Raw genomic sequence first — 25,726 nt, forward strand, 5'->3', positions numbered from 1 at the left:
CCCGCCCGGCGGCTAGCCTGTCGGACGTGAGCACGCCGACCCGCGCCTTCGTCGGCCGCCTGTCCGAGCTCGACGTCTTCGACCCTCTCGGTGACAAGGTCGGCCGGGTCCGCGACGTCGTCGTCACGTTCAGCGCCTCACGAGCGCGCCCTCGGGCCATCGGGCTCGTGGTCGAGGTGCCCGGGCGGCGCCGGGTGTTCGTGCCGATGACCCGGGTCACCTCCGTCGAGGGCGGCCAGGTCATCACCACCGGCCTGGTCAACATGCGCCGCTTCGAGCAGCGCCCCAACGAGACCCTGGTGGTGGCCGAGCTCTTCGAGCGCCCGGTGCAGGTCAGCACCGAGGGCGGCGAGGTCGTGGCCGCCACCGTGCAGGACATCGGGATCGAGCAGATGGGCACGCGCGGCTGGGGGGTGGCCCGGGTCGCGGTGCGGCTCGAGACCTCCCGCCCCACCCGTCTCGGGCTGCTGGGCCGGCGGCGCGGCGAGACCTTCGTCGCCACCGTCGAGGACGTCCGCGGCCTGCGCGACGCCAGCGAGGGCCAGGGCGCCGCCAAGCTGCTCGAGACCTACGAGGACCTCAAGCCCGCCGACCTCGCGGAGGTCATCCACGACCTCAGCCCCCAGCGCCGCGCCGAGGTGGCGGCCGCGCTGGGCGACGAGCGGCTCGCCGACGTCATCGAGGAGCTCCCCGAGGACGACCAGGTCGAGATCATCGCGGGGCTCGAGGTCTCCCGCGCGGCCGACGTCCTCGAGGCCATGGAGCCCGACGACGCCGCCGACCTGCTCTCCGAGCTGCCGGCCGAGCGCCGCGAGGAGCTGCTCCAGAAGATGGAGCCCGACGAGGCCGCCGACCTGCGCCGGCTGCTCACCTACGACGAGAACACCGCCGGCGGCCTGATGACGACCGAGCCGGTGATCCTCGGGCCCGAGGCCTCCATCGCCGAGGCCCTGGCCGTGGTGCGCCGCCAGGAGCTCTCGACCGCGCTGGCCACCACGGTCTTCGTCTGCCGGCCGCCGCTCGAGACACCCACGGGCAAGTTCCTCGGCATCGTCCACATCCAGCGCCTGCTGCGCGAGCCGCCGCACAACCCGGTGGGCGGCATCCTCGACAAGGACGTCGAGCCGCTGCTGCCCACCGCCAGCCTGGGCCAGGTCACCCGGATGCTCGCCACCTACGACCTCGTGGGGATGCCGGTGGTCGACGAGGAGGGCCACCTGCTCGGCGCGGTCACCGTCGACGACGTGCTCGACCACATCCTCCCCGAGGACTGGCGCGAGGAGCGGCACGACGTCGTGCCGCCCTCCGAGGTGACCCGTGGCTGAGCGCGAGCGCCGCCCCCGCATCGACCAGCCGCGCGAGACCACGCGGCGGCGCCTGCAGATGCCGGCCCTGTTCACCCAGGAGTCGTTCGGGGTCCTGTCCGAGAAGTTCGCGCGCTTCATGGGCACGCCGTACTTCCTCATCGGGATGACGGTCTTCGTCGTCCTCTGGCTGCTCTGGAACACCCTGGCTCCGCCCGCACTGCGCTTCGACCCGTACGCGTTCATCTTCCTGACCCTGATGCTCAGCCTGCAGGCGTCGTACGCGGCGCCCCTCATCCTGCTGGCGCAGAACCGCCAGGCCGACCGCGACCGCGTGGCGCTGGAGCAGGACCGCTCGCGCGACGAGCGCGGCCTGGCCGACACCGAGTTCCTCACCCGTGAGGTCGCAGCCCTGCGGATCGCGATGCGCGACACCGCCACGCGCGACTTCGTCCGTAGCGAGCTGCGCGACCTCCTCGACGAGATGGAGGAGCGCGGGCTGGTGGTGACCAAGCAGACGTCCCCCGACGACGGGGGCGAGGACGGGCCGGCCCCGGAGCCGACCTAGACTCGAGGGCATGCCGCAGGTCAGCCAGGACGCCCTCCACGCCGCTCTCGAGACGGTCATCGACCCCGAGATCCGGCGCCCCGTCACCGAGCTCGGGATGGTCGGTGCCCTCGACTGCGACGCCGACGGCCGGGTCGCCGTCACCATCCTCCTCACCGTCAGCGCCTGCCCCCTCAAGGACAAGCTCACCCAGGACACGACCGCGGCGCTCGCGGGCGTCGAGGGCGTCACCGGGGTCACCGTCACCCTGGGCGTGATGAACGACGAGCAGCGCGGCGAGCTGAAGACCAAGCTGCGCGGCGGCGTCGCCGAGCGCGAGATCCCGTTCGCCAAGCCGGGGTCGCTGACCCGGGTCTACGCCGTCGCCTCGGGCAAGGGCGGGGTGGGCAAGTCCTCGGTCACCGCCAACCTCGCGGCCGCGCTGGCCCAGGAGGGCCTCTCGGTCGGGGTCGTCGACGCCGACATCTACGGCTTCTCGATCCCCCGCATGCTCGGCGTCGAGCACAAGCCGACCCAGGTCGACGACATGATCATGCCGCCGGTCAGCCACGACGTGCGGGTCATCTCGATCGGGATGTTCGTGCCGGGCAACCAGCCGGTCGTGTGGCGCGGGCCGATGCTGCACCGCGCGCTGCAGCAGTTCCTGGCCGACGTCTTCTGGGGCGACCTCGACGTCCTGCTCCTCGACCTGCCGCCCGGCACCGGCGACATCGCGATCTCGGTCGCCCAGCTCGTGCCCGGCGCCGAGATCCTCGTCGTCACCACCCCGCAGCAGGCCGCCGCGGAGGTCGCCGAGCGGGCCGGGTCCATCGCGCTGCAGACCCACCAGCGTCTCGCCGGCGTCATCGAGAACATGAGCTGGCTCGAGATGCCCGACGGCTCGCGCCAGGAGATCTTCGGCTCCGGCGGCGGCCAGGACGTCGCCGACAGCCTCACCCGCTCCATCGGCTCCGACGTGCCGCTGCTCGGTCAGATCCCGCTCGACACCTGCCTGCGGGTCGGGGCCGACCAGGGGATGCCCGTCGTCCTCGGCGAGCCCGACTCACCGGCCGCCGTGGCGCTGCGGGGCATCGCCAAGGGTCTGGCCTCGCGCTCGCGCGGGCTGGCCGGGCGCTCACTGGGGCTCAGCCCCGTCGGCCGCTGACCCACATCGCCGGCTCGCGCTGCCGCGGGCCTCAGGTGGCCTCGGCGTCGTAGGGCACCGGGCGGCCCGGGTCGTACGCGCGCGGGGCACCCCAGGCCCGCGCCATCGCGTCGTGCGGGCCGATCTCGGGCTCGGCGGGCCGGTCGAGGTCGGCCGGGCCGTCACCCGGGACCGCGCCGGGGGCGCCACCGGCGACCGCCGCGGCCCCGAGGGCGCCGGCAGCACCGGCGCCGGCGTCGGCGCCGCCGCGCAGCCGGGCGGCCGAGCGGACCGAGCCGATCTCGTCGCGGATCGGCGCCACCGCGTCGTCGAGGGGCTCGAGCAGCGCCTCGCGCACGATGCGCCGCGGGTCGTACTGGCGCGGGTCGTACTGGCGCCAGTTGATGTCCTCGTACTCGGGGCCCAGCTGGTCACGCAGCTGGTCCTTGGCCCCCTCGGCCATCACCCGCAGCTTGCGGATGGCCCGGGCCAGCTTGGCCGCGTACTCGGGCATCCGGTCGGGGCCGAGGACGAAGACCGCGATGAGCGCGAGCAGGATGACCTCCCACCCGTTGACGCCGAACACCGCGTCACTCCCCTTCCGTGGCAGGCGACGGCCCGGTCACTCCGAGCCCTTCAGGACCATCGTGACATCCTGCTCGCCACCGTTGCGCCGCACGGTCAGCCGGACGGAGTCCCCGACCCTGCGGGCCCGGATCTTGACCACCAGCTCACCGTCGTTGCTGACCGGTGCGCCCTCGAAGGCGACGATGACGTCGCCGGGGCGCAGGCCGGCCTTGGCCGCCGGGCCCTCGGGGTCGACCGCCGGGGCGCCGTTCGGGCCCTCGTCGGCGATGCGGACGCCCTCGCCGTCGTAGGTGCTGTCGAGGAAGACCCCGATCACCGGGTGCACGGCCTTGCCGGTGGCGATCAGCTGCTGGACGGTGGTGGCGACCTGGTCGCTGGGGATGGCGAAGCCGACGCCGATGCTGCCGCTCTGGCCGCCGCCGATCGAGCTGCCCGGGATGGCCGCGATGGCCGAGTTGACCCCGATGACCTCGCCGGCCATGTCGAGCAGCGGCCCCCCCGAGTTGCCCGGGTTGATGGCGGCGTCGGTCTGGATGGCGTTGATGAAGGACTGGTCGCTCTCGCCCCCGGGGGTGACCGGGCGGTCGAGCGCGCTGACGATGCCCGCCGTGACCGTGGAGTCGAGGCCGAGCGGTGCGCCCACGGCGATGACCTGGTCGCCCACGACGACGTCGCGCGAGCGGCCGACGGTGAGCGGCGTGAGGTCGGCCCCGGAGACCTTGACGACGGCCAGGTCGTAGGAGGCGTCGGTCCCGACGACCGTGCCCGAGACCTGCTTGCCGTTCGACAGGACGACGGTGACCTTGCCCTTGGCGCCGACCGAGGCGACGACGTGGTTGTTGGTGACGACGTGGCCGGCGTCGTCGTAGACCCAGCCCGAGCCGGTGGCGCCCCCGTCGGCGCCCTGCACCCTGAGGGTGACGACGCTGGGCAGCGCCGTGGCCGCGATGTTGGCGATGGAGCCCTGCGGGCGGGTGGTGGCGCCGGGGCCGGGCGTGGGTGCGGCGGCCGTGGGGACGGAGCCACCCCCCGCCTCGCCGCCGCGGTCGGCCAGGTAGCCACCGACGATGCCGCCGCCGGTGCCCGCCATGAGCGCGGCCGCCACGGTGGCACCGACCAGGGCGCCCCAGCCGGGGCCTCGGCGTCGTGCGCCGACCGCGGCGCCGTCGGGCCCCGCCAGCGGGGCCGGAGGCGGCGCCGTGGGCAGGGCCGACCAGGAGCCGCTGATGGGGGTGTACGGCGCGGTGGCACCGGCGGCGGGGACGGGCTGGGTCGGCTCGGGGGTGCGGGCCCACGTGGGCTCCGGGGGCGCGTCGGTGGGAGTGACCTCGGTGGCGTCGGCCGGCCGGCCGCGGTCCCAGGGCTGCCAGTCGTCGGTCCCCGGGTCGCGTTCGCTCATGGGGTGGATTCTGCCCGTCGGTCGGTGACGACGGGTACGGAGGTCCGCATCGTCCACCGCACCGGCACGAAGGCCGTGGTGCCCGACGACCCCACGGGGCCTGCGGTGGCTCCGCCCGGCGACACGACGGGCAGGCTCTGGCCGGTCACCGCCGGGCGCGCGGGGACCAGGCCGACGGTGAGGCTCCAGGCGGCGGCCGCCGACACCCCGGCGGCCGCGGCGGCCACGACGGTGGCCCGCAGGGGGCTGCGGTGGCAGGGCGGGGCACCCGGCGCCAGGAGGGCCAGCGGCTCGGGGCCGGTCACCGGCAACGGCGTCGGCGACAGGTCGCGTGACATCGCCAGCAGGGACGCCCGCAGGTCGCCGGGCATGGAGGGACCCCCGGCGAGCGCCTCGCGCAGGCGGCGCTCCTCGGCGACCTCGCGGCGGCAGCACTCGCAGGCCACCAGGTGGCGGTCCCACTCGCGGGAGCGGTCGGCGTCGAGCCGGCCCGTCGCGTACTCGGCCAGGTCGTCGTCGTGGCAGCGGACGCCGTGGCGGCTCATACCGTCCCCGCGGCGGGGCGCCGGACCATGGGCCGGCGGCGGACGGGCGTGACGGGCTCCGGGCGCGGTGCCGGCGCGCGGTGGGCGAGGGCCTCGCGCAGCTGGGAGCGGCCGCGGTGGATGCGCGAGCGCACGGTGCCGAGCTTGATGCCCAGCGTGGCCGCGACCTCCTCGTACGAGAGCCCCTCGATGTCGCACAGCACGACGGCGGCACGGAAGTCGGGCGAGAGCGCGTCGAGCGCCCGCTGCACGTCGTCGTCGAGGTGGGTCTCCTCGTACGTCACCTCGGGGCTGCGGTCGCGGCTCGGCAGCCGGGCGGCCGACTCGTCCGAGAGGGCGTCGAAGCGGATGCGCTGCTTGCGGCGCATCTTGTCGAGGAAGACGTTGGTCGTGATGCGGTGCAGCCAGCCCTCGAAGGTGCCGGGCTGGTAGGTGTGCAGCGACCGGAAGACCCGGACGAAGACGTCCTGGGTCAGGTCCTCGGCGTCGTGGACGTTGCCGGTGAGGCGGTAGGCCAGCCGGTACACCCGGGCGGAGTGCTGCTCGACGACCTCCTCCCACGTGGGCGGGGTCCACCCCGGCGCGGACTGCGGGCCCGCGTCCTGCGTCGTGGTCGTCATCGGCTGGTCCCTCACCATGCTGCTCATGTCACCCATCGATACGTGTCGTGGCCGGGAATTGTTCCCGGCGAACCTGGACGCACGCTGGGAGCGTGGGGCGTCGGCCCGGTCCTGCCGCGCGCCGTAGGGTGGGGCGCATGAGCGGGATGAAGCCGGCCAGCTGGTCCTACGCCGAGGAGTTCGTGCCCGAGCCCGAGGTCGTGGAGGCCGCCCGCCGCCGTGGGGTCGAGTTCGGCTCCGCGAGCCCGGTGGGTACCGGGGCCGGGTCCCTCCTGCGTCTCCTGGCCGCTGCGGTCGCCGCGCGCCACGTCGTCGAGATCGGCACCGGCGCCGGCACCTCGGGCCTCTGGCTGCTGGCCGGGATGCCCGACGACGGTGTGCTCACCACCATCGACGTCTCGGCCGAGCACCAGCGAGCCGCCCGCGAGGCCTACGCCGCCGCGGGCCACGCCCCCCAGCGCACCCGGGTCATCACCGGGGCCGCCGCCGAGGTCCTGCCCCGCATGACCGACGGCGCCTACGACATGGTCGTCGTCGACGCCGACAAGGAGGGCTACCCCGGCTACGTCGAGCACGCGGTGCGCCTGCTGCGCCCGGGCGGGGTTCTGGCCGTCGACAACATGCTCTGGCACGACCAGGTGGCCGACCCCGCGGCGCGCGACGCCACCACCGTGTCGCTGCGCACCCTCGGCAAGACCCTGCGTGACCACGACGAGCTGGTCGCCTCGCTGCTGCCGGTCAGCGACGGGATGCTCGTCGCCGTCCGCCGCTGACGGCAGCGGGGCCCTGGGGCGTCAGCTGACCGACGGGCCGGCTCCGCGCCGGAAGCCCGCGGGGCCCTCGGCGATGGCCACGACCTCCCACTCCTCGACGAGCACCGGGCCCGAGCCGATGATCGCGCTGCCGGGCGCGGTGTCGGCGCCGGGCTCGAAGTCGGCCCGGAACACGCGGCGCTCCTCCTCGCTGTCGAAGACGTAGGTGCCCTCGAACCACTCGCCCTCGCGCATCCGCCAGACCTTGAAGGCCAGCCCGTCGAGGAACATGAAGCGCGCGATCGAGGTGCCGACCACGTACTCGCGCAGCTCGTCGGCCACCCCGTCGGGAGCCTGCTCGAGCGACCATCGGACGGTGAGCCCGTACCCGGCGTTCATCGTGTCTCCTCCAGCCGCTCGCGCGGCAGTCGTGACCCGGCGCGGCAGAGTGCCGGACCGGGGCCCCCGACGCTAGGCGGGGCCGCGAGCGCCCGCCAGCGTGTCTCACGGGCCGGGGACGCGACGGGGCCCCCGCCGCATGGCGGTGGGGGCCCCGATGGTCGGACGTGAGGGGTCAGAGGCCGTCGCAGCTGTCGATGGCCCGACCGAGGGCGCGCACCTCGTCCGGGGTCATCTCGACGACGAGCCGGCCGCCACCCTCGAGGGGCATGCGCAGCACGATGCCACGTCCCTCCTTGACGACCTCGAGATCGCCGTCACCCGTCCTGGGTTTCATTGCCGCCATGGGCTCATTTCCCTTCGTCACCGCGGCTGCGGATGTCGCGCCGCGTGCGTCGCCCCGCGCCGTACCGCCGGACAGACGCCCATTATCCCGTAGTCCTCCGACGTGGCGAAATCCACGCCCCGCGCGGTCACGGGGGGAAGGAGCCCCACGGGGTGTACGTGAGCAGGCTGGTGGTCCACCAGAGCATCCCGACGACCAGCAGGGCGACCACCACGGCGACCCGCCGGCGCCAGTGCGGCACCACCTGCTGGCCGTTGGCGGTGCGCATCGCGACCGACGCCACCAGCGCCGCCAGCGGCACGTCGAGGAGCAGGAAGCGCCACATCGAGGTGATCGGCCGCACCACCGCGAAGAGGAAGATCGGGTACGCGAGCGCCCAGGCGCGGACCTCGATGCTCAGCCAGCTCCCGTGCCGGCCCAGCACGAGGGCCACGTAGGTGGCGGCCAGCGCCAGCAGGACCAGCACCCCGAACAGGCCGCGCGCGTCCCAGGCCCACTGCACCCAGAGGACGAAGGGTCCGTCGGCCGGCTTCTGGCCCCAGACCTCCTGCACGTCGAAGAAGGCGGTGGGGACGCCCGTGGCCAGCCCGGCCACGACCGGCCAGGCGATGGCGCTCACGCCGAGCGCCCCCAGCATCACGACGACGCGGGTCCACTCCCCCGCGAGCGGGCGGCGACCCGCCGCGCGCTCCTCGCGCCAGCGCACCCCCAGGTGGATGAGGACGGCGATGCCGAGGGCCGGTGCGACCCCGCGGGTGAAGCCCAGCGGGATGGCCACGGCGGCCACCAGCAGGTAGTGCCGCCGCACCAGCAGGAGCAGCGCGGCGCAGACCAGGACGACGGCCAGGGCCTCGGTGTACGGCTTCAGCATCACGACGGTGCTGGGGTAGAAGCACCAGAGCGCGGCCGCGACCAGGGCCAGCCGCTCGCGCTGCGGCTGCGGGCCGGCGTGGTGGGTCGTGCGCAGCAGCGCGTGGATGAGGAGCACGGCCACCGCGCCCAGGACGAGGTTGAGCCCGACCCCGGCGACCTCGAACGACAGCCCGGTGGCCATCAGGCCCTTCACCAGGTAGGGGTACAGCGGGTAGAACGCCCAGGCGCTGTAGGTGACGTAGCCCGTGGTGGTGTCGACCGGCAGCGGCACCGGATAGCCGTCCTGCACGATGCGGCGGTACCAGACGCTGTCCCAGAGCCCGACCATGTCGCCGACCGAGGGGTCGGGGTGCCCGACGCCCGCGGGGTTCTGGAACCAGGTGGCCGCCACCCAGAGGGCCAGGAGCGAGACCAGGCGGGAGACGACGTAGACGGCCAGCAGGGTGCGGACGGGATGGGCCAGGGCGTGCCCGGCCAGCTCGTGGCGCCCCTGCGAGGTCAGCAGGCGGCGCAGCACCGGGCGGCGGGTCGGTGCGGCCTGGACGCCGGCGGCGGGTGCCACCTCAGCGCGCGCCATCGGTCACCTCCCGCACGTCCCAGACGTGGACCCCGCCGATGGTGGTGGGCCGGCCGTAGACCGACGAGACCGAGGCCAGGAGGGCGTCCGCGGCCGGCCGGTCGACCGGCAGGACGAGGGCGTCGACCCGGCCGGCGCGCAGGTCGTCGTCGAAGCGGGCCTTCTGCTCGGGGCCGGCGGGCTGCGCGACGCCGCTCTGCGCGACCTCGGCCAGCCAGCCGGCGAGGGCCGTGGGGGTGGCCCCGTACCGGCCCCCGCGCTCGGCGGTGCCGTCGGGACCGACGAAGTAGCCGGCCACGACGGGGAACCCCCAGCGCGCCTCGGCCTGCCACTCGAGGGCCCGGGTGTCGGCCACGTCGGGTGGGGGGACGGCCAGGATCGAGCCACCGTCGTCGACGTAGTCGCGCCAGGCGCCCTCGGAGAAGAACGTGGGCATCGGGCTGCGCGGGTCGACCACGAGCGGAGTGGGCACGACGGGCAGCAGCACCATGGCCCCGACGCCGATGCCCACGACCAGGGCCGGCACCCGCTCGCCGATGACGGCCAGCACGGCCCGGCGGGCGGCCTCGGCGCCCAGTGCCAGCAGGGCGGCGAACGCCGGCAGCGCGATGAGCGTGAAGCGGGTGGGCAGGACGTTCTCGACCACGGGGACGTGCTCGAGCAGGGCCCACGGACCCGGGATGCCCAGTGGCGTGCCGTGGAGGGTGAGCTCCTCGCCGAGGCTGAGCCAGCACGAGAGCACGACCACGACGGCCAGCACGCGCACCAGGACGCTGCGCCACAGGACGACGAGGGTGGCGGCGGCGGCCCCCCACAGCGGGATGCCGAAGAACGAGTTCTCCTCGGTGCGGTTCATCGACACCGCGGCCGCCGCCCAGGGGTCGGCGCCGACCGTGCGGCTCGCGCGGCCCCAGAGCTGCGCGAGGTCGTTGCCGGCCGGCGGGTGGTAGATCGAGGTGTAGCTCTGCGGCCCCAGGAACTGCCACCACAGCGGCAGCGCGGTGATGACGAGCGCGACGCCGACGCCGGTGCCGAGCCCGCGCAGGGCGGCCAGCGTGGGGCGCCATCCGGCGGCCAGGTACCCCAGGAGGAGGACGAGCACCCCCACGGACGTCAGCAGCAGCACCTCCTCGCCGATGAGGACCTGCCAGGCGACCAGGAGGCCGAGGACGACGCCGTCGCGGACCGGGCGGGCGCTGCCACGGGCCAGGCGCAGCAGCCGGTCGAGGATGACCGGCACCAGCACCTGCACCACGAAGTTCGGGTGGCCGTTGGCGTGCGAGACCATCCCGGGGCCGAAGCCCGCCAGCAGGCCGCCGAGGAAGGCCGCGAGGGGGTGCACCGGTAGCCGGCGGCGGAACAGCCAGTACCAGGCCGAGGCGGTGAGGGCCAGGCCGAGCAGCTCGACCAGGACGAAGGTGACCTGCGGGCCGGCCAGCAGGGTGAGCGGGGTGAGCGGCAGGCCCAGCCCCAGCACGGCGGCGTTGGCCATCAGGTTCACGCCGTCGGGGAAGTTCTGGAGGTCGCTGATGAGCGGGTTCGAGAAGGTCGCGACGTTGTGCGCGGTGGCCCCGAAGTACCACTCGAAGGCCTGCTGGTCCTGCACCCCCTGCGACAGGTAGCCGGTGCGCACCGCCGTGAGCAGGTGCATCGTCACGTAAGCGGCGACGAGCAGGTACGCCAGAGGGGCCAGCAGGTCGGGACGGCCCCAGGGGCGGGGCGTGCCGGCGACGGCCCAGGAGAGCCCCTGCCGGGCCGGGCGGAGCGGGCGGACCGGGCGGTCCGGGCGGTCCGGCGGTGCGTCCGGGAGCGCCCGCGTCGCCAGCGCGGTGGGGGCGCCGGCCGCAGGCCCGCCGGGGGTTTCGTCGCGGGCCTCCCCGCGCAGCACGGCGATCTCGCGCTCCCGGTCGGCGACCCGCGCCTCGAGCCGGTCGAGGACCTCGTCGACCTGGTCCATCCGGTAGCCGCGCAGCGCGGTGGCGAACCCTTCCGGCGCCGGGGTCCCGTCGGCGGGGGCGTCGGGGCGGGGGCGACCCAGCCACCAGGCGGCGCCCGCGAGGGTCGCGACCGCGGCGAGCGCGGCGAGGAACGACCAGGTCACCCGGCCTCCTCGGGGGCCGACGGGCGGCGCTCCTCGGCACCGGCGACGAGGGCTTCGACGACCCGCCCGAACAGCAGCGGGCCCAGTCGGTCGCCGACGGGCCGGGTCAGGCGCTGCAGCCCGGGGAGCCAGAGCTCCTCGGTCCACTCCACGCGCGAGCCCCCGGGGGTGTCGTGCACCTCGATGTCGGCCCAGCCGCGCAGGAACCAGCCGGTCTTGACCAGGCGCAGGCGCCGCCCCGGCTCGAGGGCGGTGACGAGCATGCGGTCGGCCCCGGCGAGGGGCCCCAGGCGGGTGACGGCCGAGACCTCCGAGCCGAGCGCGAGGCCGCCCGCGGGCACCGAGACCTCGGTGAGGGGGACGTGCCGGGTGTGCTCGGCCAGGTCGGTGACGGCGTCCCAGGCCGGCCCCCGTTCCAGCGTGCTGTCGCGGCGGATGGTGAAGGCCATCAGTCCTCCTGGGCCCGGAGGTCGGCCAGCTCGCGCTCGCGTTCGGCCAGGGTCGTGCGCAGCCGGTCGAGGCGCTCGTCGACCTCGTCCATCCGGTAGCCGCGCGGGGCGGTGTCGAACCGGACGGCGGCCACGTCGGCGGCGTCCGGCTCGGAGGGCAGCCCGTGGTCGGGCGTGCTGCGGGTGGCGTCGGCGAGCCCGTCGACCGCCCACCGGCCGCTCGCGACGGCCAGCGCCGCGACGATGAGTGCGACGGCGACGAGGGCGAGCAGGACCGGGACCACGGGGCGATCCTACGGGCGCGCCCCCTGCGGCTACTCCGGGTGCTTCGGCGCGACGGCGCGCGCCCGAGTGCCGGCGTGGTCGGCCTCGACGATGCGGCCCACGGCCTCGTGCGGGTCGTCGGTGACGGTGAGCAGCGACAGGTCGGCGGCGTTGAGGGTACCGGCGGCGGCGGCGGTGTCGTGCAGCCAGTCGAGCAGGCCGCCCCAGTACGCGGCGCCGACGAGCACGATCGGGAAGCTCGTGACCTTCTGGGTCTGCACGAGGGTGACGGCCTCGAACAGCTCGTCGAGGGTGCCGAAGCCGCCCGGCAGCACGATGAACCCGCAGGCGTACTTCACGAACATCGTCTTGCGTGCGAAGAAGTAGCGGAAGTTGACCCCGAGGTCGACGTGCGGGTTCAGCCCCGCTTCGAACGGCAGCTCGATGCCGAGGCCCACCGAGGTGCCCCCGGCCTCCAGGGCGCCGCGGTTCGCGGCCTCCATGGCGCCCGGGCCACCGCCGGTGATGACGGCGTACCCGGCCTCGACCAGGGCTCGCCCCACCTCCTGGCCCAGCGCGTACTCGGGGGCGTCGGGGCGGGTGCGGGCCGAACCGAACACACTGACGGCCGGCCCCAGCTCGGCCAGCGCCCCGAAGCCGGTGACGAACTCGGACTGGATGCGCATCACGCGCCACGGGTCGGTGTGCAGCCAGTCGGCCGAGTCGCTGCTGTCGAGCAGGCGCTGGTCGGTGGTCGAGCCCGGCACCTTCGAGCCGCGCATCAGCACCGGGCCCTGGTGGTACTCGCGGTCGCGACGGGGCGCGGCGCTGGGCTCGGGCGGCGTCGGGGTGTCCACGCCTGCACCCTAGTCCGGCCCACGGCGGTGGGGACCGCTCCCCATGGCCGCTCACGGCCCGCCGCCGTAGCGTCCGCGGTGGGCTCCGGGGGGAACCGGACCGCCCGCGGCGGCCTGCGGCCGTCGCCCTCGACGGGAAGGAACACCGATGTCACTCCGCACCACACTCGCCGCGACGGGCACCTCCGCCGCCCTCGTCGCCGCGGTGGCCACCGCCGCCCCGGCGTCGGCCGCCCTACCGGCGGTCGACATGGCCCGCGTGGTCGTCGCCGGCCAGGTCGAGCCCCGCTGCGGCCAGACCGCCGGGCTGTCCGACAACCCCTCGACGGTGCGCGTGCAGCAGGCGCTGACGGCCCGCGGCATCTCCACCACGGCCGACGGCTGGTACGGCAGCGGCACCACCGGCTCGTACGCCACCTGGCAGCGCCGCCTCGGGTACTCCGGCATCGACGCCAACGGCCTCCCCGGCACCGGTTCGCTGACGAAGCTGGGGGCCAACCGGTTCACCGTGGCCCACCCCGTGACCGTCGGCTCGCGTACCGACACCTACGGCGGCCGGCGGGTCAACACCCGCACCCGGCAGATGCTGGCGGCGGCCGACGCGAAGCTGCCCTTCGCCATCCGCCTCACGCAGGGCAGCTACAACCCGGGCGGGGTGGGCGCCTCGGCAGGCACCCATGACGGCGGCGGGGTGGTCGACGTGACCGTGACCGGCCTCACCACCACCCAGCGCTGGCAGCTGGTGCGGGCGCTGCGCACCGTCGGGTTCGCGGCCTGGCTGCGCACCCCCGCCCAGGGCTTCGCCTATCACGTGCACGCGGTGGCCATCGGCGACCCCGACCTCTGGCAGCAGGACGGTGGCCACGTGGCGCGCGACCAGGTCTGCGACTACTGGCGCGGGCGCAACGGCCTCGCGAGCCACGCCGCCGACAACACCCCGAGCGCCTACCGCGTCGCATTCACCTGGTGGGAGCGCTACCGGGGCATCTGAGCGCCACCGTGGGGTGGCCCGGCGGCGCGTGCTGTCGCCGGGTCCGCCCGGCTCAGCCGAGCCAGCGCAGCAGGGCCGCCTCGCACGCGCCGTACTGCTCGACCGGGCACTGCTCGTCGTCCATGTGGGCCAGGTTGGGGTCGCCGGGGCCGAAGTTGACCGCCGGCACGCCCATCGCCGAGAAGCGCGCGACGTCGGTCCAGCCCTGCTTGGCCTCGACCGGCACGCCGAGGGACTCCACGAACGCCCGCGCGGCCGGGAGGTGCAGGCCGGGACGGGCGCCCCCGGCGTTGTCGTGCACCTCGACGTCGAAGCCGTCGAACACCCCACGCACGTGGGCCTCGGCGTCGGACTCGCTCAGCGAGGGGGCGTAGCGGTAGTTCACGGTGACGACGCAACGGTCGGGGATGACGTTGCCCGCGATGCCGCCCTGGATCCCCACGGCGTTGAGGGCCTCGCGGAACTCCAGGCCGTCGACCTCGCGGGTGGCGGGCCGGTACGCCACGAGGCGCGCCAGTACGTCGGCGGCGTCGTGGATGGCGTTGTGGCCCTTCCAGGGGCGGGCCGAGTGCGACGCGATGCCCTTGGTCGTGACGGTCGCGCGCAGCGTCCCCTTGCACCCGCCCTCGATGCGGGCGTCGGTGGGCTCGAGCAGGACGGCGAAGTCGGCGTCCTCGACCAGCTCGGGCGCCTGCTCCTGGACGTGCAGCAGGCCGTTGTAGCGGCTGTCGATCTCCTCGGCCTCGTAGAAGACGTAGGTGACGTCGCGGTTGGGCTCGGCCAGCTGCTGCGCGACCCGCAGCGTCACGGCCACCCCGCCCTTCATGTCGACGGTGCCCCGTCCCCAGAGGACGTCACCGCCGGGGCCCGCGACGCGGCGGGTGGGGAGGTTCTCGGGGTCGCTGGTGAGCGGGACCGTGTCGATGTGGCCGGCCAGGACCACCCGTTCGGCCCGGCCCAGCTCCGTGCGGGCGACGACGGTGTTGCCGATGCGGGTGACCTCGAGGCGCCCCAGCGCGCGCAGCGCCGCCTCGACGGCGTCGGCCAGCGGGGCCTCCTCCAGGCTCACCGAGGGGATGTCGCACAGGCGCGCCGTGAGCGTCGTGACGTCGTCGGTCAGGTCCAGGGAGGGGGTGCTCGCAGCCATGCCGACACCCTAGTGAGGGCGCCCGGAGCCGCCGCGGTCGCGTCGGCCCGCCCCGTAGGCTGGATGCCATGTCGCGCACCGCCTGGGGCCACGGCCTCCTCACCGTCCACGAGTCAGGGACCGTCCTCGACGCCTGGTACCCCTCGCCGGCTCTGGGCGCGGTCGGCGGCGCCGGCGAGATCGAGGCTCCCCGCGGGCTGGCGCAGCTCGTCGGCACCGACGCCGTGCGCGGCGTGCGGCGCGAGCTCCGCCTCGTGAGCATCGACCTCGACGCCGCCCCGGCCGACACCGCCGACGCCTACCTGCGCCTGCACCTGCTCTCGCACCGGCTGGCCCTCCCCAACAGCATCTCCCTCGACGGCCTGTTCGGCGTCCTGCCCAACGTCGTCTGGACCACCCAGGGCCCGTGCGCCGTCGAGGGCTTCGAGCTCACGCGCGCCCGGATGCTGGCCCGGGGCCCGGTGCAGGTCCTCGGCGTCGACAAGTTCCCGCGGATGGTCGACTACGTGGTGCCGTCGGGGGTGCGCATCGGCGACGCCGACCGCGTCCGGCTCGGGGCACACCTGGCGAGCGGCACCACCGTCATGCACGAGGGCTTCGTCAACTTCAACGCCGGCACCCTCGGCTCCTCGATGGTCGAGGGGCGCATCAGCCAGGGTGTCGTCGTCGGTGACGGGTCCGACATCGGCGGGGGCGCCTCCACCATGGGCACGCTGTCGGGCGGCGGCACGGAACGGGTCAGCATCGGCAGGCGTTGTCTGCTCGGAGCCGAGGCCGGGCTCGGCATCGCCCTCGGTGACGACTGCGTCGTCGAGGCCGGGCTGTACCTGACCGCCGGCACCAAGGTCACCCTGCCCGACGGCACCGTCGCCGCGGCGCGTGAGCTGTCGGGGCAGAGCGGCCTGCTGTTCCTGCGGCACTCCGTCACCGGCACCGTGCAGGCCCGGCCCCGCGACGGCCACGGCGTCGTCCTGAACTCCGCCCTGCACGCCAACGACTGACCCCTCCGCACCACCCATCCGCCGAACGCCCCCGACCGAAGGACGACCACCGATGCCGCGCCGCTCCCCCGGCCGACGCCGTCTCGCCGCCCTGCTCGTGCTCGTCGTCGTCGCGGTCGTCGGGGTCGTGGGCTGGAGGGGGGTCCAGCGCCTCGTGCACGCCGTCTCGGGCGAGCAGTGCGAGGTGACGGCGGGGGGCTCCACCTACTCGTGGGCCCCCGACCAGGCCAGCAACGCGGCCGCCATCACGGCCATCGCGGTCAAGCGCGGCCTGCCGCCGCGGGCCGCGTCCATCGCCATCGCCACCGCCATGCAGGAGTCCAAGGTCCGCAATGTGCGCTTCGGCGACCGCGACTCCCTCGGGCTCTTCCAGCAGCGGCCCTCCCAGGGCTGGGGCACCGCGGAGCAGATCCTCGACCCCGAGTACTCGACCAACAAGTTCTACGACGCCCTCGTCAAGGTGCGCGGCTACACCGAGATGGACATCGCGGCCGCCGCTCAGGCCGTGCAGCGCTCGGCCGCCGGCGAGGCCTACGCCCAGCACGAGGGACAGGCCCGCGCCACCGCCTCGGTGGTCTCGGGCCAGACGCACGCCGGCCTGGGCTGCGCTCTGCGTGACCCGGAGGCCGCCGGCGACCCGCACGAGCTCGCGGCCCTGCTCTCCAAGGACTTCGGCCTGACCGGGCGGGTCTCGGGCAGCACCGTGACGGTCACGACCGGCTCGGCCGACGCCGCCTGGGCGGTGGCGTCCTGGGCGGTCGCCCGTGCCACCGACACCGGCGCGGTGCGGGTGGCGGTCGACGGCCGCCAGTGGGTGCGCTCGATGGAGGACTCGGCCCTCACCTGGCGCCGTACCGACACCACCGGCGCCCCCACCACCGTCGTCATCGCCACCGCCTGACCGGCCCGTCGCCGGACCCGCCCGGAACGACGACGAGGCCCGACCCCGCTGGGGGTCGGGCCTCGTCGTCGCGCGGAGCGCCGGGGTCAGCGCTGGTCGAGGGCGATGTAGTCGCGCTCGCCCTCACCGATGTACACCTGGCGGGGACGGCCGATCTTGGTGGCCGGGTCCTCGATCATCTCGCGCCACTGGGCGATCCAGCCGGGGAGGCGGCCCAGGGCGAACAGGACGGTGAACATCCGCGTCGGGAAGCCCATCGACTTGTAGATGAGGCCGGTGTAGAAGTCGACGTTCGGGTATAGCTTGCGCTCGACGAAGCAGTCGTCGGCGAGCGCGATCTCCTCGAGGCGCATCGCGACCTCGAGCAGCTCGTCACCGCCGGAGGTCTTGCTGAGGATCTCGTGGGCGGTGTCCTTGATGATGGCCGCGCGCGGGTCGTAGTTCTTGTAGACCCGGTGGCCGAAGCCCATGAGCCGGACGCCGTCCTCCTTGTTCTTGACCTTGGTCATGAACTCCTCGGCGGTGTACTCGGCGCCGTTGATGCGCTCGAGCATCTCGAGTACGGCCTGGTTGGCGCCGCCGTGCAGCGGGCCGAACAGGGCGTTGATGCCGGCCGAGACCGAGGCGAAGAGGTTGGCGTGCGAGGAGCCGACGAGCCGCACCGTGGAGGTGGAGCAGTTCTGCTCGTGGTCGGCGTGCAGCACCAGCAGGAGCTCGACGGCCTTGACGATGTCGGGGTCGATCTCGTAGCGGGTGGCGGGCACGCCGAAGGTCATCCGCAGGAAGTTCTCGACCAGCGACAGGTCGTTGTCGGGGTAGAGGAAGGGCTGCCCGATGGACTTCTTGTACGCGTACGCCGCGATGGTCGGCAGCTTCGCGAGGAGGCGGATGGTCGAGATCTCGACCTGCTCCTTGTCGAACGGGTCGAGGCTGTCCTGGTAGAAGGTCGACAGCGCCGAGACGGCCGAGGAGAGCACCGGCATCGGGTGCGCGTCGCGCGGGAAGCCCTGGAAGAAGCCCTTGAGGTCCTCGTGCAGCATCGTGTGCTCGCGGACCCGGTCCTCGAAGCCGGCGAGCTCGACCGCGGTGGGGAGCTCGCCGTAGATGAGGAGGTAGGAGGTCTCGAGGAAGGTCGAGCTCTTGGCCAGCTGCTCGATCGGGTACCCCCGGTAGCGCAGGATGCCCGCGTCGCCGTCGATGTAGGTGATGGCGCTGGTGGTGCTGGCCGTGTTGGTGAAGCCGGCATCGAGGGTGACGTTGCCGGTCTCCTTGAGCAGCGGCGAGATGTCGTAGCCGCTGTTGCCCTCGGTGGCGGGCACGAGGGGGAGGTCGAGCTGCTTGCCCGCAGCGTGGAGGGTTGCTCCGTCGGTCATGTCGCGATCCTTCGCGGGTCGTCGGGTTCGGGCTTCATTTCGACCCTACCCGCCCGTACGCGGCCTACGGAATCCGGGGACGGTCCGCGTGACCGGAGGGTCAGGTCAGACGACGGGCGGCGGCCGCCACCCGCTCGTCCGTGGCGGTGAGCGCGATGCGCACGTGCCGGCGGCCGGCGGCGCCGTAGAAGTCACCCGGCGCCACCAGGATGCCGCGCGCCGCCAGCCGGTCGAGGGTGGCGCGGGAGTCCTCGTCGGCGGTGGCCCAGAGGTACAGCCCCGCCTCGGAGTGCTCGACCCGCAGGCCGAAGCCCTCGACCGCCGGGCGGAGCAGCGCCCGGCGGGCGGCGTAGCGCGCCTTCTGCTCCTCCACGTGGCGGCTGTCGCCGAGCGCGGCCACCAGCGCCCGTTGCACCGGCCACGGCACGATCATCCCGGCGTGCTTGCGGACCTCGAGCAGCCGTGCGACCAGGGCGGGGTCGCCGGCCACGACGGCGGCGCGGTAGCCGGCCAGGTTCGACTGCTTCGAGAGGGAGTAGACCGCCAGCACCCCCTCGTGCGAGCCGCCGCAGACCCGGGGGTCGAGGACCGACGGGGTCGTCGGCGGCTCGGTGGAGCCGGGGTCGCGCTCGCGCCAGTCGAGCTCGGCGTAGCACTCGTCGGAGGCCACCACGACGCCGTGCTGGCGGGCCCAGGCCACGACCTTCGCGAGATGCTCGACGCCCAGCACCTGGCCGGTGGGGTTACCGGGGGTGTTGAGCCACAACAGCTTCGGGGTCGTTGCCGGGGTGAGGGGGCCGAGGGCGGTGAGACCGTCGACCGCCATCGGCACGGCCCCCGCCAGCCGGGCCCCCACGTCGTACGTGGGGTAGGCCACCCGCGGGAAGGCCACGACGTCGCCCGGGCCCAGCCCCATCAGGGTGGGCAGCCAGGCGACCAGCTCCTTGGAGCCGATGGTGGGCAGCACCCCCGCCGGGTCGAGGTCGGGCACGCCGCGCCGGCGGGCGAACCAGGCCGCCACCGCCTCGCGCAGGTCGGCCGTGCCGTACGTCTGCGGGTAGCCGGGGGCGTCGGCGGCCTCCGCGAGCGCCTGGCGGACCAGGGACGGGGTGGGGTCGACGGGGGTGCCGACCGACAGGTCGACCAGCCCGGTGCCGGCACCCTCCCCCAGCGAGGGGTCGGAGAACGCGCGGGCGCGCTCCTTGGCGGCGGCGAGGGAGTCCCAGGGGAAGTCGGGAAGGGTGAGCACCTACGTCACTCGGCGTGCTCCTGCGGGGGCAGGTCGGCGATGATCGGGTGGTCCTTGGGGATGACCCCGAGCTTCGCCGCCCCGCCGGGGCTGCCCAGGTCGTCGAAGAACTCGACGTTGGCCTTGTAGTACTCGGCCCACTGCTCGGGGACGTCGTCCTCGTAGTAGATGGCCTCGACCGGGCAGACCGGCTCGCAGGCGCCGCAGTCGACGCACTCGTCGGGGTGGATGTACAGGCTGCGCTCGCCCTCGTAGATGCAGTCCACGGGGCACTCCTCGATGCAGGCCTTGTCCTTGAGGTCCACACAGGGCTGCGCGATCACGTACGTCATGCCGCTCATACTATTCACGCCATGCAGACGCCGGAGCACGGGCTCGCGGGGGTTCCGCCCCTCGGGTCGAGGGTGGTGGTCCGCCACCGCCTCCCGGTGCCCGACCCCCGCACGGGGGCGACCCTCACCGACGTCGTCGGCGACCTGGTCCACGCCGACCCCCGCCACCTCGTGGTGCGCACCCGCCGGGGCGTGGTCGAGGTCGCCTCGGCCGACGTCACGGCCCTGAAGGAGGTGCCTCCGGCGCCGGCGCGCCGCGGCGCCCCGCACCTCGCCCTGTCGGTCGACGACCTCCAGCGCGTGATGGTGGGGGCCTGGCCCGCCACCGAGACCGAGCACCTCGGCGACTGGCTGCTGCGGGCGGCCGAGGGCTTCACCGGACGGGCCAACTCGGTGATGACGGCCGGCGACCCGGGGCTCCCCCTCGACGCCGCGCTCGACCGGGTCCGGGCCTGGTACACCGCGCGCGGGCTGCCGTCGGCCGTCACGGTGGCCGGCCCCGTCGGGCTCGACGTCACGCAGGACCCGCTCGGCGCCCTGCTGCTCGAACGCGGCCACCTCCCCCGGGTCCCGACGCGCACGCTCACCGCCGCGGTCACGGCGGTCTGCGCCTCCACGGCCGATGCGACGGCCGGCACCGAGGTGCAGTGCTCGACCGCCCTCGACGACGACTGGTTCGCGGCCTTCTCGGCCTACCGGGAGGCCCCGCGCCGCGCGGCCGAGGGCGTCCTCACCGGTTCGCCCGACCAGGTCTTCGCCCGCGTGCGCGACGCCTCGGGCGCGGTCGTCGCCATCGGGCGACTCGGGGTGGCGGCCGCCTGGGGCGGCATCGGGGCCATGTGGGTGGCGCCGTCGGCCCGCCGGCGGGGGCTGGCCTCGGCCGTGCTAGGCACGCTGGCGCGCGAGGCGGCCGGGCGGGGGGTGCGTTCGCTGCATCTGCAGACCGACACCGACAACGTGCCCGCCCTGGCCACCTACGGCGCGCACGGCTTCCGCCCGCACCACGACTACGTGACCCTGCGGCGCGCCTGACGGGCCCTCGGCCGGCCCGGCGTCAGGACACCGGTTTCGGGTTGGTGCAGGTGACGTCGTCCTCGGGCACGTACTTCGTCGTGAAGGTCTCGCGCTTCACGACCTTGCCGTTCTGCTTCATGATCCGGCCCACGTCGACGGTGAAACCGTCGACCGGGTTCTGCGGCAGGCAGTCCGGGCTGTCGTCGACGATCACCTCGGGCTTGGTGATGTCGTACCGGGCACTCTTGGTGGCCGTGACGTCGTAGGTCTTGCGGCCGTAGAACGTGACGGTGATGGACGTGCCCGTGGTGGTGGCCTTGACGAGCACGCCGCCCTGGGTCGTGTTCGTCCACTTGTGCTGCAGGTCCGGGTAGGAGATCGTCGCCTCCCGACCCTCGGGGTAGCGCGAGATCCAGTAGCTGTGCGGCGTCCACTCGTCGAGCCGCATGCCCGCGAAGAAGGCGGCGTTGAAGACCGTGGTCGACACCTGCGAGAGCCCACCGCCGTAGGACATGGCGGCCCGGCCGTAGCGGATGATGCCCGCCTGGACGTAGCCGCTCTCGGCGGTGGTGGTGTCGCCGAGCACCGCGTTGAGGCTGAACTGCTCGCCCGGCCGGACGTAGGTACCGTCGACCACCGACGCGCCGCGCTGGATGTTCTTGACCCGCGCCTGGCAGCAGGGGAACTTCGTCGTGAAGGTCGAGATGACCCCGGTGGGCAGGCTGGCTGTCGCGGCCGCGGTGGTGAACGCGGGCTGGACCTGGCGGGTGGGGATGGTGGCGGTGCGGTCGTCGGCGCTCGTGATCGCCTTCCAGACCTCGCGCGAGATGGCCGCGTCGTCGAGCGCGACCCCCACGACCTGCGGGGTCACGGTGGGGGTCAGGCCGCGGAAGGTGACGACGGCGTCCTGGGCCGGTGCCTCGAGCTTCGCGGCCAGCGCGCCCTTGTGCACCACGGCGCGGAGCTTGGCGTCGTCGGCGCGCGGGGTGATGGTGCCGTCGGCGTCGGGGGTGAGCACGATGGCGGTGGCGAGGTTGGCCGTGGAGATGCGGAAGGAGCGGTCACCGGCCTCCACCGTGACCGGTGCCGAGACCGCGACGCGGCCGAACTCGTCGCGGACCCGCTCGAGCTCGGAGGCCGAGACCTTGGCCGGCGTCGTGGCCGCCACGACCTCGACCCCGTCCTGCCCGGGCCACCAGCGGCGGACCGCGGCCATGGTGCCCTGCACGTCGGTGACGACCCCGGGGGTCGGTGCCACGTACGCGACGGTGCCGCCGGCCAGCGACAGCGAGCCCTCCTTCGGGGCCGCGTCGAGGCGCTCGCGGACGCCCTCGACGGCCTTCACGAACGCCGCCTCGTCGACCCGCACCACCGCCGGCTGCGCGGTCCCGCCCACGAGGTGGTGCCACAGGTCCGTCGGGGCGAGGCTGAAGCCGGTGAGGTCCCGGACGGTGGCCGGGACGTCGACCGACAGGCCCGCCGCGCTCGCGTCGAGCCGGGCGCTGCCGACCCGCGAGGTCAGCGTCAGCGGGGTGGTGTCGGCGCCCGCGAGGGCGCGGCCCAGCGTGGCTCCGGCCTCGCCGGCGTCCTGGCCGCCGACCGGCACGCCGGCCACGGTGGTACCCCGCGGGATGCGGTCACCCAGCCACCACGCGGCGGCGAGGTAGACCAGGCCCAGCGCGAGCAGCACCCCCAGGAGGACCCGGGGCCAGCGGCGCGGGCCCGGGGCACGCTCCTCCCAGCTGGGCTCCTCCCAGCGTGCGTGCTCGAGCAGGTCGGTCATTCGATGCTCCCGTAGCGGCCGCGGTAGTGGACGAGGGCGGGCCCGACGGTGTCGGGGAGGCCCAGCCCGAGGACCTCACCCACGACGATGACATGGTCACCGGCCTCCAGCGTGGAGGTGGTGCGGACCTCGAGGTGAGTCATGGCCCCGTCGAGCAGCGCGACGCCGGTGCGCGCACCCCGGTGGAAGGGCGTGCGGTCGAGCTGGCCGTGCAGGGGGCGGCCCCGGGTCGCGAACCACTCCGACAGGGCGCGCTGGTCGGCCGAGAGCACCGAGACCCCCCAGACCCCGCACTCCAGGACGGCGTCGTGCCAGCGGCTCTCGGTCTCGACGCAGGCCAGCACGAGGAGCGGCTCGAGCGAGACCGACGTGACGGTGTCGGCCGTCATCGCGTGGTCGTGGCCCTCGTACCGCGTGGTCAGGACGCTGACGCCCTGCACCAGGCGGCCCATCGCCTGACGGAAGAGGCTGGGGTCGAGCGCGGGGTCGGAGTCGGTCACGGTCGTCCTTCGGGCAGGGGCCGCCCCGTGTCGGGGTCGAGCAGGGCGTAGGCCTCGCGCCCGGCGAGCCGGAACACGTGGTGGTTCGAGAGGGCGTACCAGCCGGCGCCGAGCACGACCTGGGTGGCGTGGGCGCGCAGGGCGCCCTCCTGCACCGGGACCACCGACGGGTCGACCACGGCGCGGGTCGCGACCTCGTCGGGCACGACGTTGGCCGCGTAGGCGTGCTCGGCGGTGGGCAGCACCCAGCCCTCGCCCTCGGGCACGGAGCGGGCCAGCCACTCGCGGTCCTGCGTGGCCCACGACAGCGGCACCAGGACCCCGAGCACGGGCACGCCCCGGCTCGCGGCCGCGAGCCGGGTGGCCTCATGGGTGCGCACGTGGTCGGGATGCCCGTAGCCGCCGCCGGCGTCGTAGGTGACGACGACGTGGGGGTCGACCGCGTCGAGGACCGCGCCGACGGCCTCGGCCGCGACCGCCAGGGGGACCCCGGCGAAGGCGCGCGGGTCGGCCGCGGCGGCGGAACCGGCCATGCCGGAGTCGCGGAAGGCGGGGGCGTCGTGCGGGCCGGCTGCGCCCAGCAGGTGGTGGGTGACCCCGAGCGCGGCGACGGCCGCCGCCAGCTCACCGCGGCGATGGGCCGCCAGGGCGGGGCCGTCGCCCTCGAGGTGGGCCAGCGCGGGCGGGATGACCTCGCCCTCCTCGCCCAGGGTGCAGGTCAGGACGTGCACGTCGTCGCCGCGCGCCACGTGGTGCGCCAGGGCGACACCGGTGGTCAGGGTCTCGTCGTCGGGGTGGGCGTGCACGAAGAGGAGCCGCGCGGGGGTCCCGGCGCTGACGAGACCGTCGAGGAGACCCCTCACGGGGTGACCGCGATGTCCGCGAACTCGACGACGCCGCCGAGCACCGCGTTGGCCGACAGGTTGCGCACCCCGGACCCCGCGATGTACAGCGCCCGCCGCTCGGCCAGGCCGATGTAGGCGCCCTGGGCCAGCAGCTGCCGGTCGACCTCGCCCCAGGCCTTCTCGCGCTCCCCGCGGTCGACCATGGCACCGGCCTTGGCCATCAGGGTGTTGATGTCGGGGTCGGCGAAGTAGCCGTAGTCGCGACCCGGCCCGGCGGCGGTGATGTTGATGGAGCTGTCGAACAGCGGCGGGAGGATGGTCGAGGCGGAGGCCCAGGCGGGGGCCCAGTTCGACCAGAACAGGTCGATGCCGGCCGCGGCCGCCGGGTCGGAGATGGTCGAGAAGTAGTCGTCGGCGATGGGCTTGGTCGTGGGCGCGAAGCCCGCCTGGCGCCACCCCGCGACCAGGGCCGCGATCGCCTTGTCGGACGTGGGGTCGGAGCGGTACGCGACCGTGAAGGCCACCGGGGTCGTGACCCCCGCCTTGGCGAGCAGCGCCTTCGCCCGCGCTGCGTCGCCCCGGGTGCCGGCGCCGACCGGGTCGTCGCCGTGGTGCGCGGGCACCGCGGCCGGCAGCAGCGAGAGCGAGGGGTCGGCCGCCGTGGCGCCGCCGATGGCGGTCACGTAGGCGTCGCGGTTGGTGGCCGCCGCGAGGGCCTGGCGGACCAGGGGGTCCTTGAAGGCAGGGCTGCGGGTGTTGGGGACGAGGTAGTCGACGACCCCGGTGCGCGGGTTGAGCGAGCGCTCCTCGAGGCTCTGCACGGCGGTGATGTGCTGCTGGATGGCCGGGGGTGCGGAGCCGAGCGACACCGACACCCGCCCGCTGTCGTTGTCGGCCATGATCTGCTGCGCCACCGTCTGGGTCGTGAGGCCCTCCTGGTAGCGGATCTCGTCGGGGTAGGCCTTGCGGATCGGGTCGCTGCTCGCGGTCCAGTGCGGGTTGCGGACGAAGGTCCCTCCGCGCCCGGGCTCCCAGGTACCGCGCAGCATGTAGGGACCGGACGAGAAGACGTCGTAGGTCCCCTTGACGCCGCGGTCGACCGAGGCCTTCACCGGCCCGAAGGCGGGCTGGGTGAGCATCTCGTTGAAGTCGCCCACCGCCATGCTCAGCGAGAAGGTCAGCTTCCGGCCCGCGCAGGCGACGGCCTTGTCGAACGCCGCCTGGCCGGCCGCGGCCTTGGCGCCCTTGGCGTAGGGGCCGGCGTAGACGCTGGAGCCGTCGGCGTTGCGCGGCACGGCCAGCACGGCCAGGGCGTCGCTCGGGCCGCCCTTGACGGCGTCCACGGCGAAGGTCCGCGAGATGCCGTAGGCGACGTCCTCGCAGGTCACGGGGCTGCCGTCCTGCCACGTGACGTCGTCGCGGAGCGTGAAGGTCCAGGTGCGCAGGTCCTGCGACGGCGTGCCGACGTCGGTGGCGAGGTCGGAGACCAGCCGGGCCTGCCGCGCGGGGTCGGTGCTCGGTGCGTAGGCCGTCAGGGTGCGGGCGAAGACCCGGCCGGCGAAGGCCATGTCGGAGCGGGAGGCCATCCGCTGCGGGTCCCACGTGGCGACCGGCCCGAGCGACAGGGCGTGCACGGCGCCGCCACGGGTGTCGACCCGGTCACCGACCGCCGAGCTGGGCCGGGTCTCGGGCGAGGCCGTGGGACCGCGGTTGCCGGCCCAGAGGGCCCCGCCCACGGCCAGGGCCACGACGACCAGGGCGGCGAGCAGCATGGCAGGCCACGGGCGTGGCCGACGCCGGGTGCGCCGGCGCTCCGCGCGGCTGG

The 25,726-nt window shown here is 74.5% G+C and carries 27 protein-coding genes; 8 read left to right on the top strand and 19 right to left on the bottom strand.

Going from position 1 to position 25,726, the window contains the following annotated elements:
- The first annotated feature begins 26 nt into the window (after positions 1 to 26).
- From ATL31_RS04840 to ATL31_RS04850, 3 genes are read left to right on the top strand one after another with little or no spacing between them, the layout of a single operon-like run.
- Positions 27 to 1,325, top strand: coding sequence for a magnesium transporter MgtE N-terminal domain-containing protein (locus ATL31_RS04840; protein ID WP_101394782.1), 1,299 nt, complete (start codon positions 27 to 29; stop codon positions 1,323 to 1,325).
- Positions 1,318 to 1,872, top strand: a complete 555-nt coding sequence (locus ATL31_RS04845) for a DUF1003 domain-containing protein (RefSeq protein WP_245861936.1) — start codon at positions 1,318 to 1,320, stop codon at positions 1,870 to 1,872. Before ATL31_RS04840 ends, ATL31_RS04845 begins: the two co-directional genes overlap by 8 nt.
- Positions 1,873 to 1,882: 10 nt before the next feature.
- A complete protein-coding gene (locus tag ATL31_RS04850; RefSeq protein ID WP_101394783.1) occupies positions 1,883 to 3,016 on the top strand; it encodes an Mrp/NBP35 family ATP-binding protein in 1,134 nt (377 codons plus the stop codon).
- A 31-nt stretch (positions 3,017 to 3,047) separates the two neighbouring features.
- Here ATL31_RS04850 and ATL31_RS04855 read toward each other — a convergent pair whose 3' ends face one another.
- From ATL31_RS04855 to sigE, 4 genes are read right to left on the bottom strand one after another with little or no spacing between them, the layout of a single operon-like run.
- The gene (locus ATL31_RS04855) at positions 3,048 to 3,581 is read right to left on the bottom strand and encodes a twin-arginine translocase TatA/TatE family subunit (RefSeq protein ID WP_143598320.1); all 534 of its coding nucleotides are present in this window, start codon (positions 3,579 to 3,581) and stop codon (positions 3,048 to 3,050) included.
- A 36-nt stretch (positions 3,582 to 3,617) separates the two neighbouring features.
- The gene (locus ATL31_RS04860; RefSeq protein ID WP_101394784.1) at positions 3,618 to 4,982 is read right to left on the bottom strand and encodes a S1C family serine protease; all 1,365 of its coding nucleotides are present in this window, start codon (positions 4,980 to 4,982) and stop codon (positions 3,618 to 3,620) included.
- Complete coding sequence (locus ATL31_RS04865) at positions 4,979 to 5,527, bottom strand: anti-sigma factor family protein (protein WP_101394785.1); 549 nt, start codon at positions 5,525 to 5,527, stop codon at positions 4,979 to 4,981. Before ATL31_RS04865 ends, ATL31_RS04860 begins: the two co-directional genes overlap by 4 nt.
- Positions 5,524 to 6,147: an RNA polymerase sigma factor SigE gene (gene sigE, locus ATL31_RS04870; protein WP_245861939.1), complete on the bottom strand. Its 624-nt coding sequence runs from the start codon at positions 6,145 to 6,147 to the stop codon at positions 5,524 to 5,526. Before sigE ends, ATL31_RS04865 begins: the two co-directional genes overlap by 4 nt.
- 137 nt (positions 6,148 to 6,284) lie before the next feature.
- Here sigE and ATL31_RS04875 point away from each other — a divergent pair, with 137 nt between their 5' ends.
- Entirely contained in the window at positions 6,285 to 6,920 is a 636-nt protein-coding gene (locus ATL31_RS04875; protein WP_101394787.1) for an O-methyltransferase, read from the top strand.
- 21 nt (positions 6,921 to 6,941) lie between these two features.
- Here the strand turns inward: ATL31_RS04875 and ATL31_RS04880 are convergent, their stop codons facing one another.
- The 7 genes from ATL31_RS04880 to ATL31_RS04905 all read right to left on the bottom strand — a co-directional run bounded on the left by ATL31_RS04880 (position 6,942) and on the right by ATL31_RS04905 (position 12,690).
- The gene (locus ATL31_RS04880; RefSeq protein ID WP_101394788.1) at positions 6,942 to 7,298 is read right to left on the bottom strand and encodes a hypothetical protein; all 357 of its coding nucleotides are present in this window, start codon (positions 7,296 to 7,298) and stop codon (positions 6,942 to 6,944) included.
- A 175-nt stretch (positions 7,299 to 7,473) separates the two neighbouring features.
- Positions 7,474 to 7,644 carry a DUF3117 domain-containing protein gene (locus tag ATL31_RS04885; RefSeq protein ID WP_082589468.1) on the bottom strand — a complete coding sequence of 57 codons (171 nt, stop codon included), beginning with the start codon at positions 7,642 to 7,644 and terminating at the stop codon, positions 7,474 to 7,476.
- 127 nt (positions 7,645 to 7,771) lie between these two features.
- Complete coding sequence (locus tag ATL31_RS04890; protein ID WP_245861942.1) at positions 7,772 to 9,094, bottom strand: hypothetical protein; 1,323 nt, start codon at positions 9,092 to 9,094, stop codon at positions 7,772 to 7,774.
- Positions 9,081 to 11,195 carry a DivIVA domain-containing protein gene (locus ATL31_RS16800; RefSeq protein ID WP_143598322.1) on the bottom strand — a complete coding sequence of 705 codons (2,115 nt, stop codon included), beginning with the start codon at positions 11,193 to 11,195 and terminating at the stop codon, positions 9,081 to 9,083. Before ATL31_RS16800 ends, ATL31_RS04890 begins: the two co-directional genes overlap by 14 nt.
- Complete coding sequence (locus tag ATL31_RS16300; RefSeq protein WP_143598323.1) at positions 11,192 to 11,644, bottom strand: SRPBCC family protein; 453 nt, start codon at positions 11,642 to 11,644, stop codon at positions 11,192 to 11,194. The genes ATL31_RS16800 and ATL31_RS16300 overlap by 4 nt, the downstream gene beginning before the upstream one ends.
- Positions 11,644 to 11,928: a DivIVA domain-containing protein gene (locus ATL31_RS04900; RefSeq protein WP_101394790.1), complete on the bottom strand. Its 285-nt coding sequence runs from the start codon at positions 11,926 to 11,928 to the stop codon at positions 11,644 to 11,646. Before ATL31_RS04900 ends, ATL31_RS16300 begins: the two co-directional genes overlap by 1 nt.
- Positions 11,929 to 11,958: 30 nt before the next feature.
- Complete coding sequence (locus ATL31_RS04905) at positions 11,959 to 12,690, bottom strand: LOG family protein (protein ID WP_101397265.1); 732 nt, start codon at positions 12,688 to 12,690, stop codon at positions 11,959 to 11,961.
- Positions 12,691 to 12,913: 223 nt separating this feature from the next.
- Here ATL31_RS04905 and ATL31_RS04910 point away from each other — a divergent pair, with 223 nt between their 5' ends.
- Positions 12,914 to 13,756: a peptidoglycan-binding protein gene (locus ATL31_RS04910; RefSeq protein ID WP_101394791.1), complete on the top strand. Its 843-nt coding sequence runs from the start codon at positions 12,914 to 12,916 to the stop codon at positions 13,754 to 13,756.
- 52 nt (positions 13,757 to 13,808) lie between these two features.
- On the opposite strand, the gene dapE is transcribed toward ATL31_RS04910, so the two are convergent.
- On the bottom strand, positions 13,809 to 14,903 hold the full coding sequence (gene dapE / locus ATL31_RS04915; RefSeq protein WP_101394792.1) for a succinyl-diaminopimelate desuccinylase: 1,095 nt from the start codon (positions 14,901 to 14,903) through the stop codon (positions 13,809 to 13,811).
- 68 nt (positions 14,904 to 14,971) lie between these two features.
- Here dapE and dapD point away from each other — a divergent pair, with 68 nt between their 5' ends.
- Complete coding sequence (dapD, locus tag ATL31_RS04920; RefSeq protein ID WP_101394793.1) at positions 14,972 to 15,904, top strand: 2,3,4,5-tetrahydropyridine-2,6-dicarboxylate N-succinyltransferase; 933 nt, start codon at positions 14,972 to 14,974, stop codon at positions 15,902 to 15,904.
- Between the two features lie 52 nt (positions 15,905 to 15,956).
- A complete protein-coding gene (locus tag ATL31_RS04925) occupies positions 15,957 to 16,805 on the top strand; it encodes a hypothetical protein (RefSeq protein ID WP_101394794.1) in 849 nt (282 codons plus the stop codon).
- A gap of 86 nt (positions 16,806 to 16,891) precedes the next feature.
- Here the strand turns inward: ATL31_RS04925 and ATL31_RS04930 are convergent, their stop codons facing one another.
- The 3 genes from ATL31_RS04930 to fdxA all read right to left on the bottom strand — a co-directional run bounded on the left by ATL31_RS04930 (position 16,892) and on the right by fdxA (position 19,759).
- Positions 16,892 to 18,178: a citrate synthase gene (locus ATL31_RS04930; protein WP_101394795.1), complete on the bottom strand. Its 1,287-nt coding sequence runs from the start codon at positions 18,176 to 18,178 to the stop codon at positions 16,892 to 16,894.
- A 100-nt stretch (positions 18,179 to 18,278) separates the two neighbouring features.
- The gene (gene dapC, locus ATL31_RS04935) at positions 18,279 to 19,427 is read right to left on the bottom strand and encodes a succinyldiaminopimelate transaminase (RefSeq protein WP_101394796.1); all 1,149 of its coding nucleotides are present in this window, start codon (positions 19,425 to 19,427) and stop codon (positions 18,279 to 18,281) included.
- 5 nt (positions 19,428 to 19,432) lie between these two features.
- Positions 19,433 to 19,759, bottom strand: a complete 327-nt coding sequence (gene fdxA, locus ATL31_RS04940; protein WP_101394797.1) for a ferredoxin — start codon at positions 19,757 to 19,759, stop codon at positions 19,433 to 19,435.
- Between the two features lie 21 nt (positions 19,760 to 19,780).
- Between fdxA and ATL31_RS04945 the strand changes: the two genes are divergently transcribed.
- Positions 19,781 to 20,791, top strand: coding sequence for a GNAT family N-acetyltransferase (locus ATL31_RS04945; protein ID WP_143598325.1), 1,011 nt, complete (start codon positions 19,781 to 19,783; stop codon positions 20,789 to 20,791).
- 22 nt (positions 20,792 to 20,813) lie between these two features.
- Here the strand turns inward: ATL31_RS04945 and ATL31_RS04950 are convergent, their stop codons facing one another.
- The 4 genes from ATL31_RS04950 to ATL31_RS04965 are packed head-to-tail and all read right to left on the bottom strand — an operon-like array spanning position 20,814 to position 25,673.
- Entirely contained in the window at positions 20,814 to 22,556 is a 1,743-nt protein-coding gene (locus tag ATL31_RS04950) for a VanW family protein (protein ID WP_101394799.1), read from the bottom strand.
- Positions 22,553 to 23,056, bottom strand: a complete 504-nt coding sequence (locus tag ATL31_RS04955; RefSeq protein ID WP_245861944.1) for a flavin reductase family protein — start codon at positions 23,054 to 23,056, stop codon at positions 22,553 to 22,555. Before ATL31_RS04955 ends, ATL31_RS04950 begins: the two co-directional genes overlap by 4 nt.
- Complete coding sequence (locus ATL31_RS04960; protein WP_101394800.1) at positions 23,053 to 23,919, bottom strand: PIG-L family deacetylase; 867 nt, start codon at positions 23,917 to 23,919, stop codon at positions 23,053 to 23,055. Before ATL31_RS04960 ends, ATL31_RS04955 begins: the two co-directional genes overlap by 4 nt.
- The gene (locus ATL31_RS04965) at positions 23,916 to 25,673 is read right to left on the bottom strand and encodes an ABC transporter substrate-binding protein (protein WP_101397269.1); all 1,758 of its coding nucleotides are present in this window, start codon (positions 25,671 to 25,673) and stop codon (positions 23,916 to 23,918) included. The genes ATL31_RS04960 and ATL31_RS04965 overlap by 4 nt, the downstream gene beginning before the upstream one ends.
- Between the last annotated feature and the right edge of the window lie 53 nt (positions 25,674 to 25,726).

This window comes from Phycicoccus duodecadis (assembly GCF_002846495.1).
GTDB lineage: Bacteria > Actinomycetota > Actinomycetes > Actinomycetales > Dermatophilaceae > Phycicoccus > Phycicoccus duodecadis.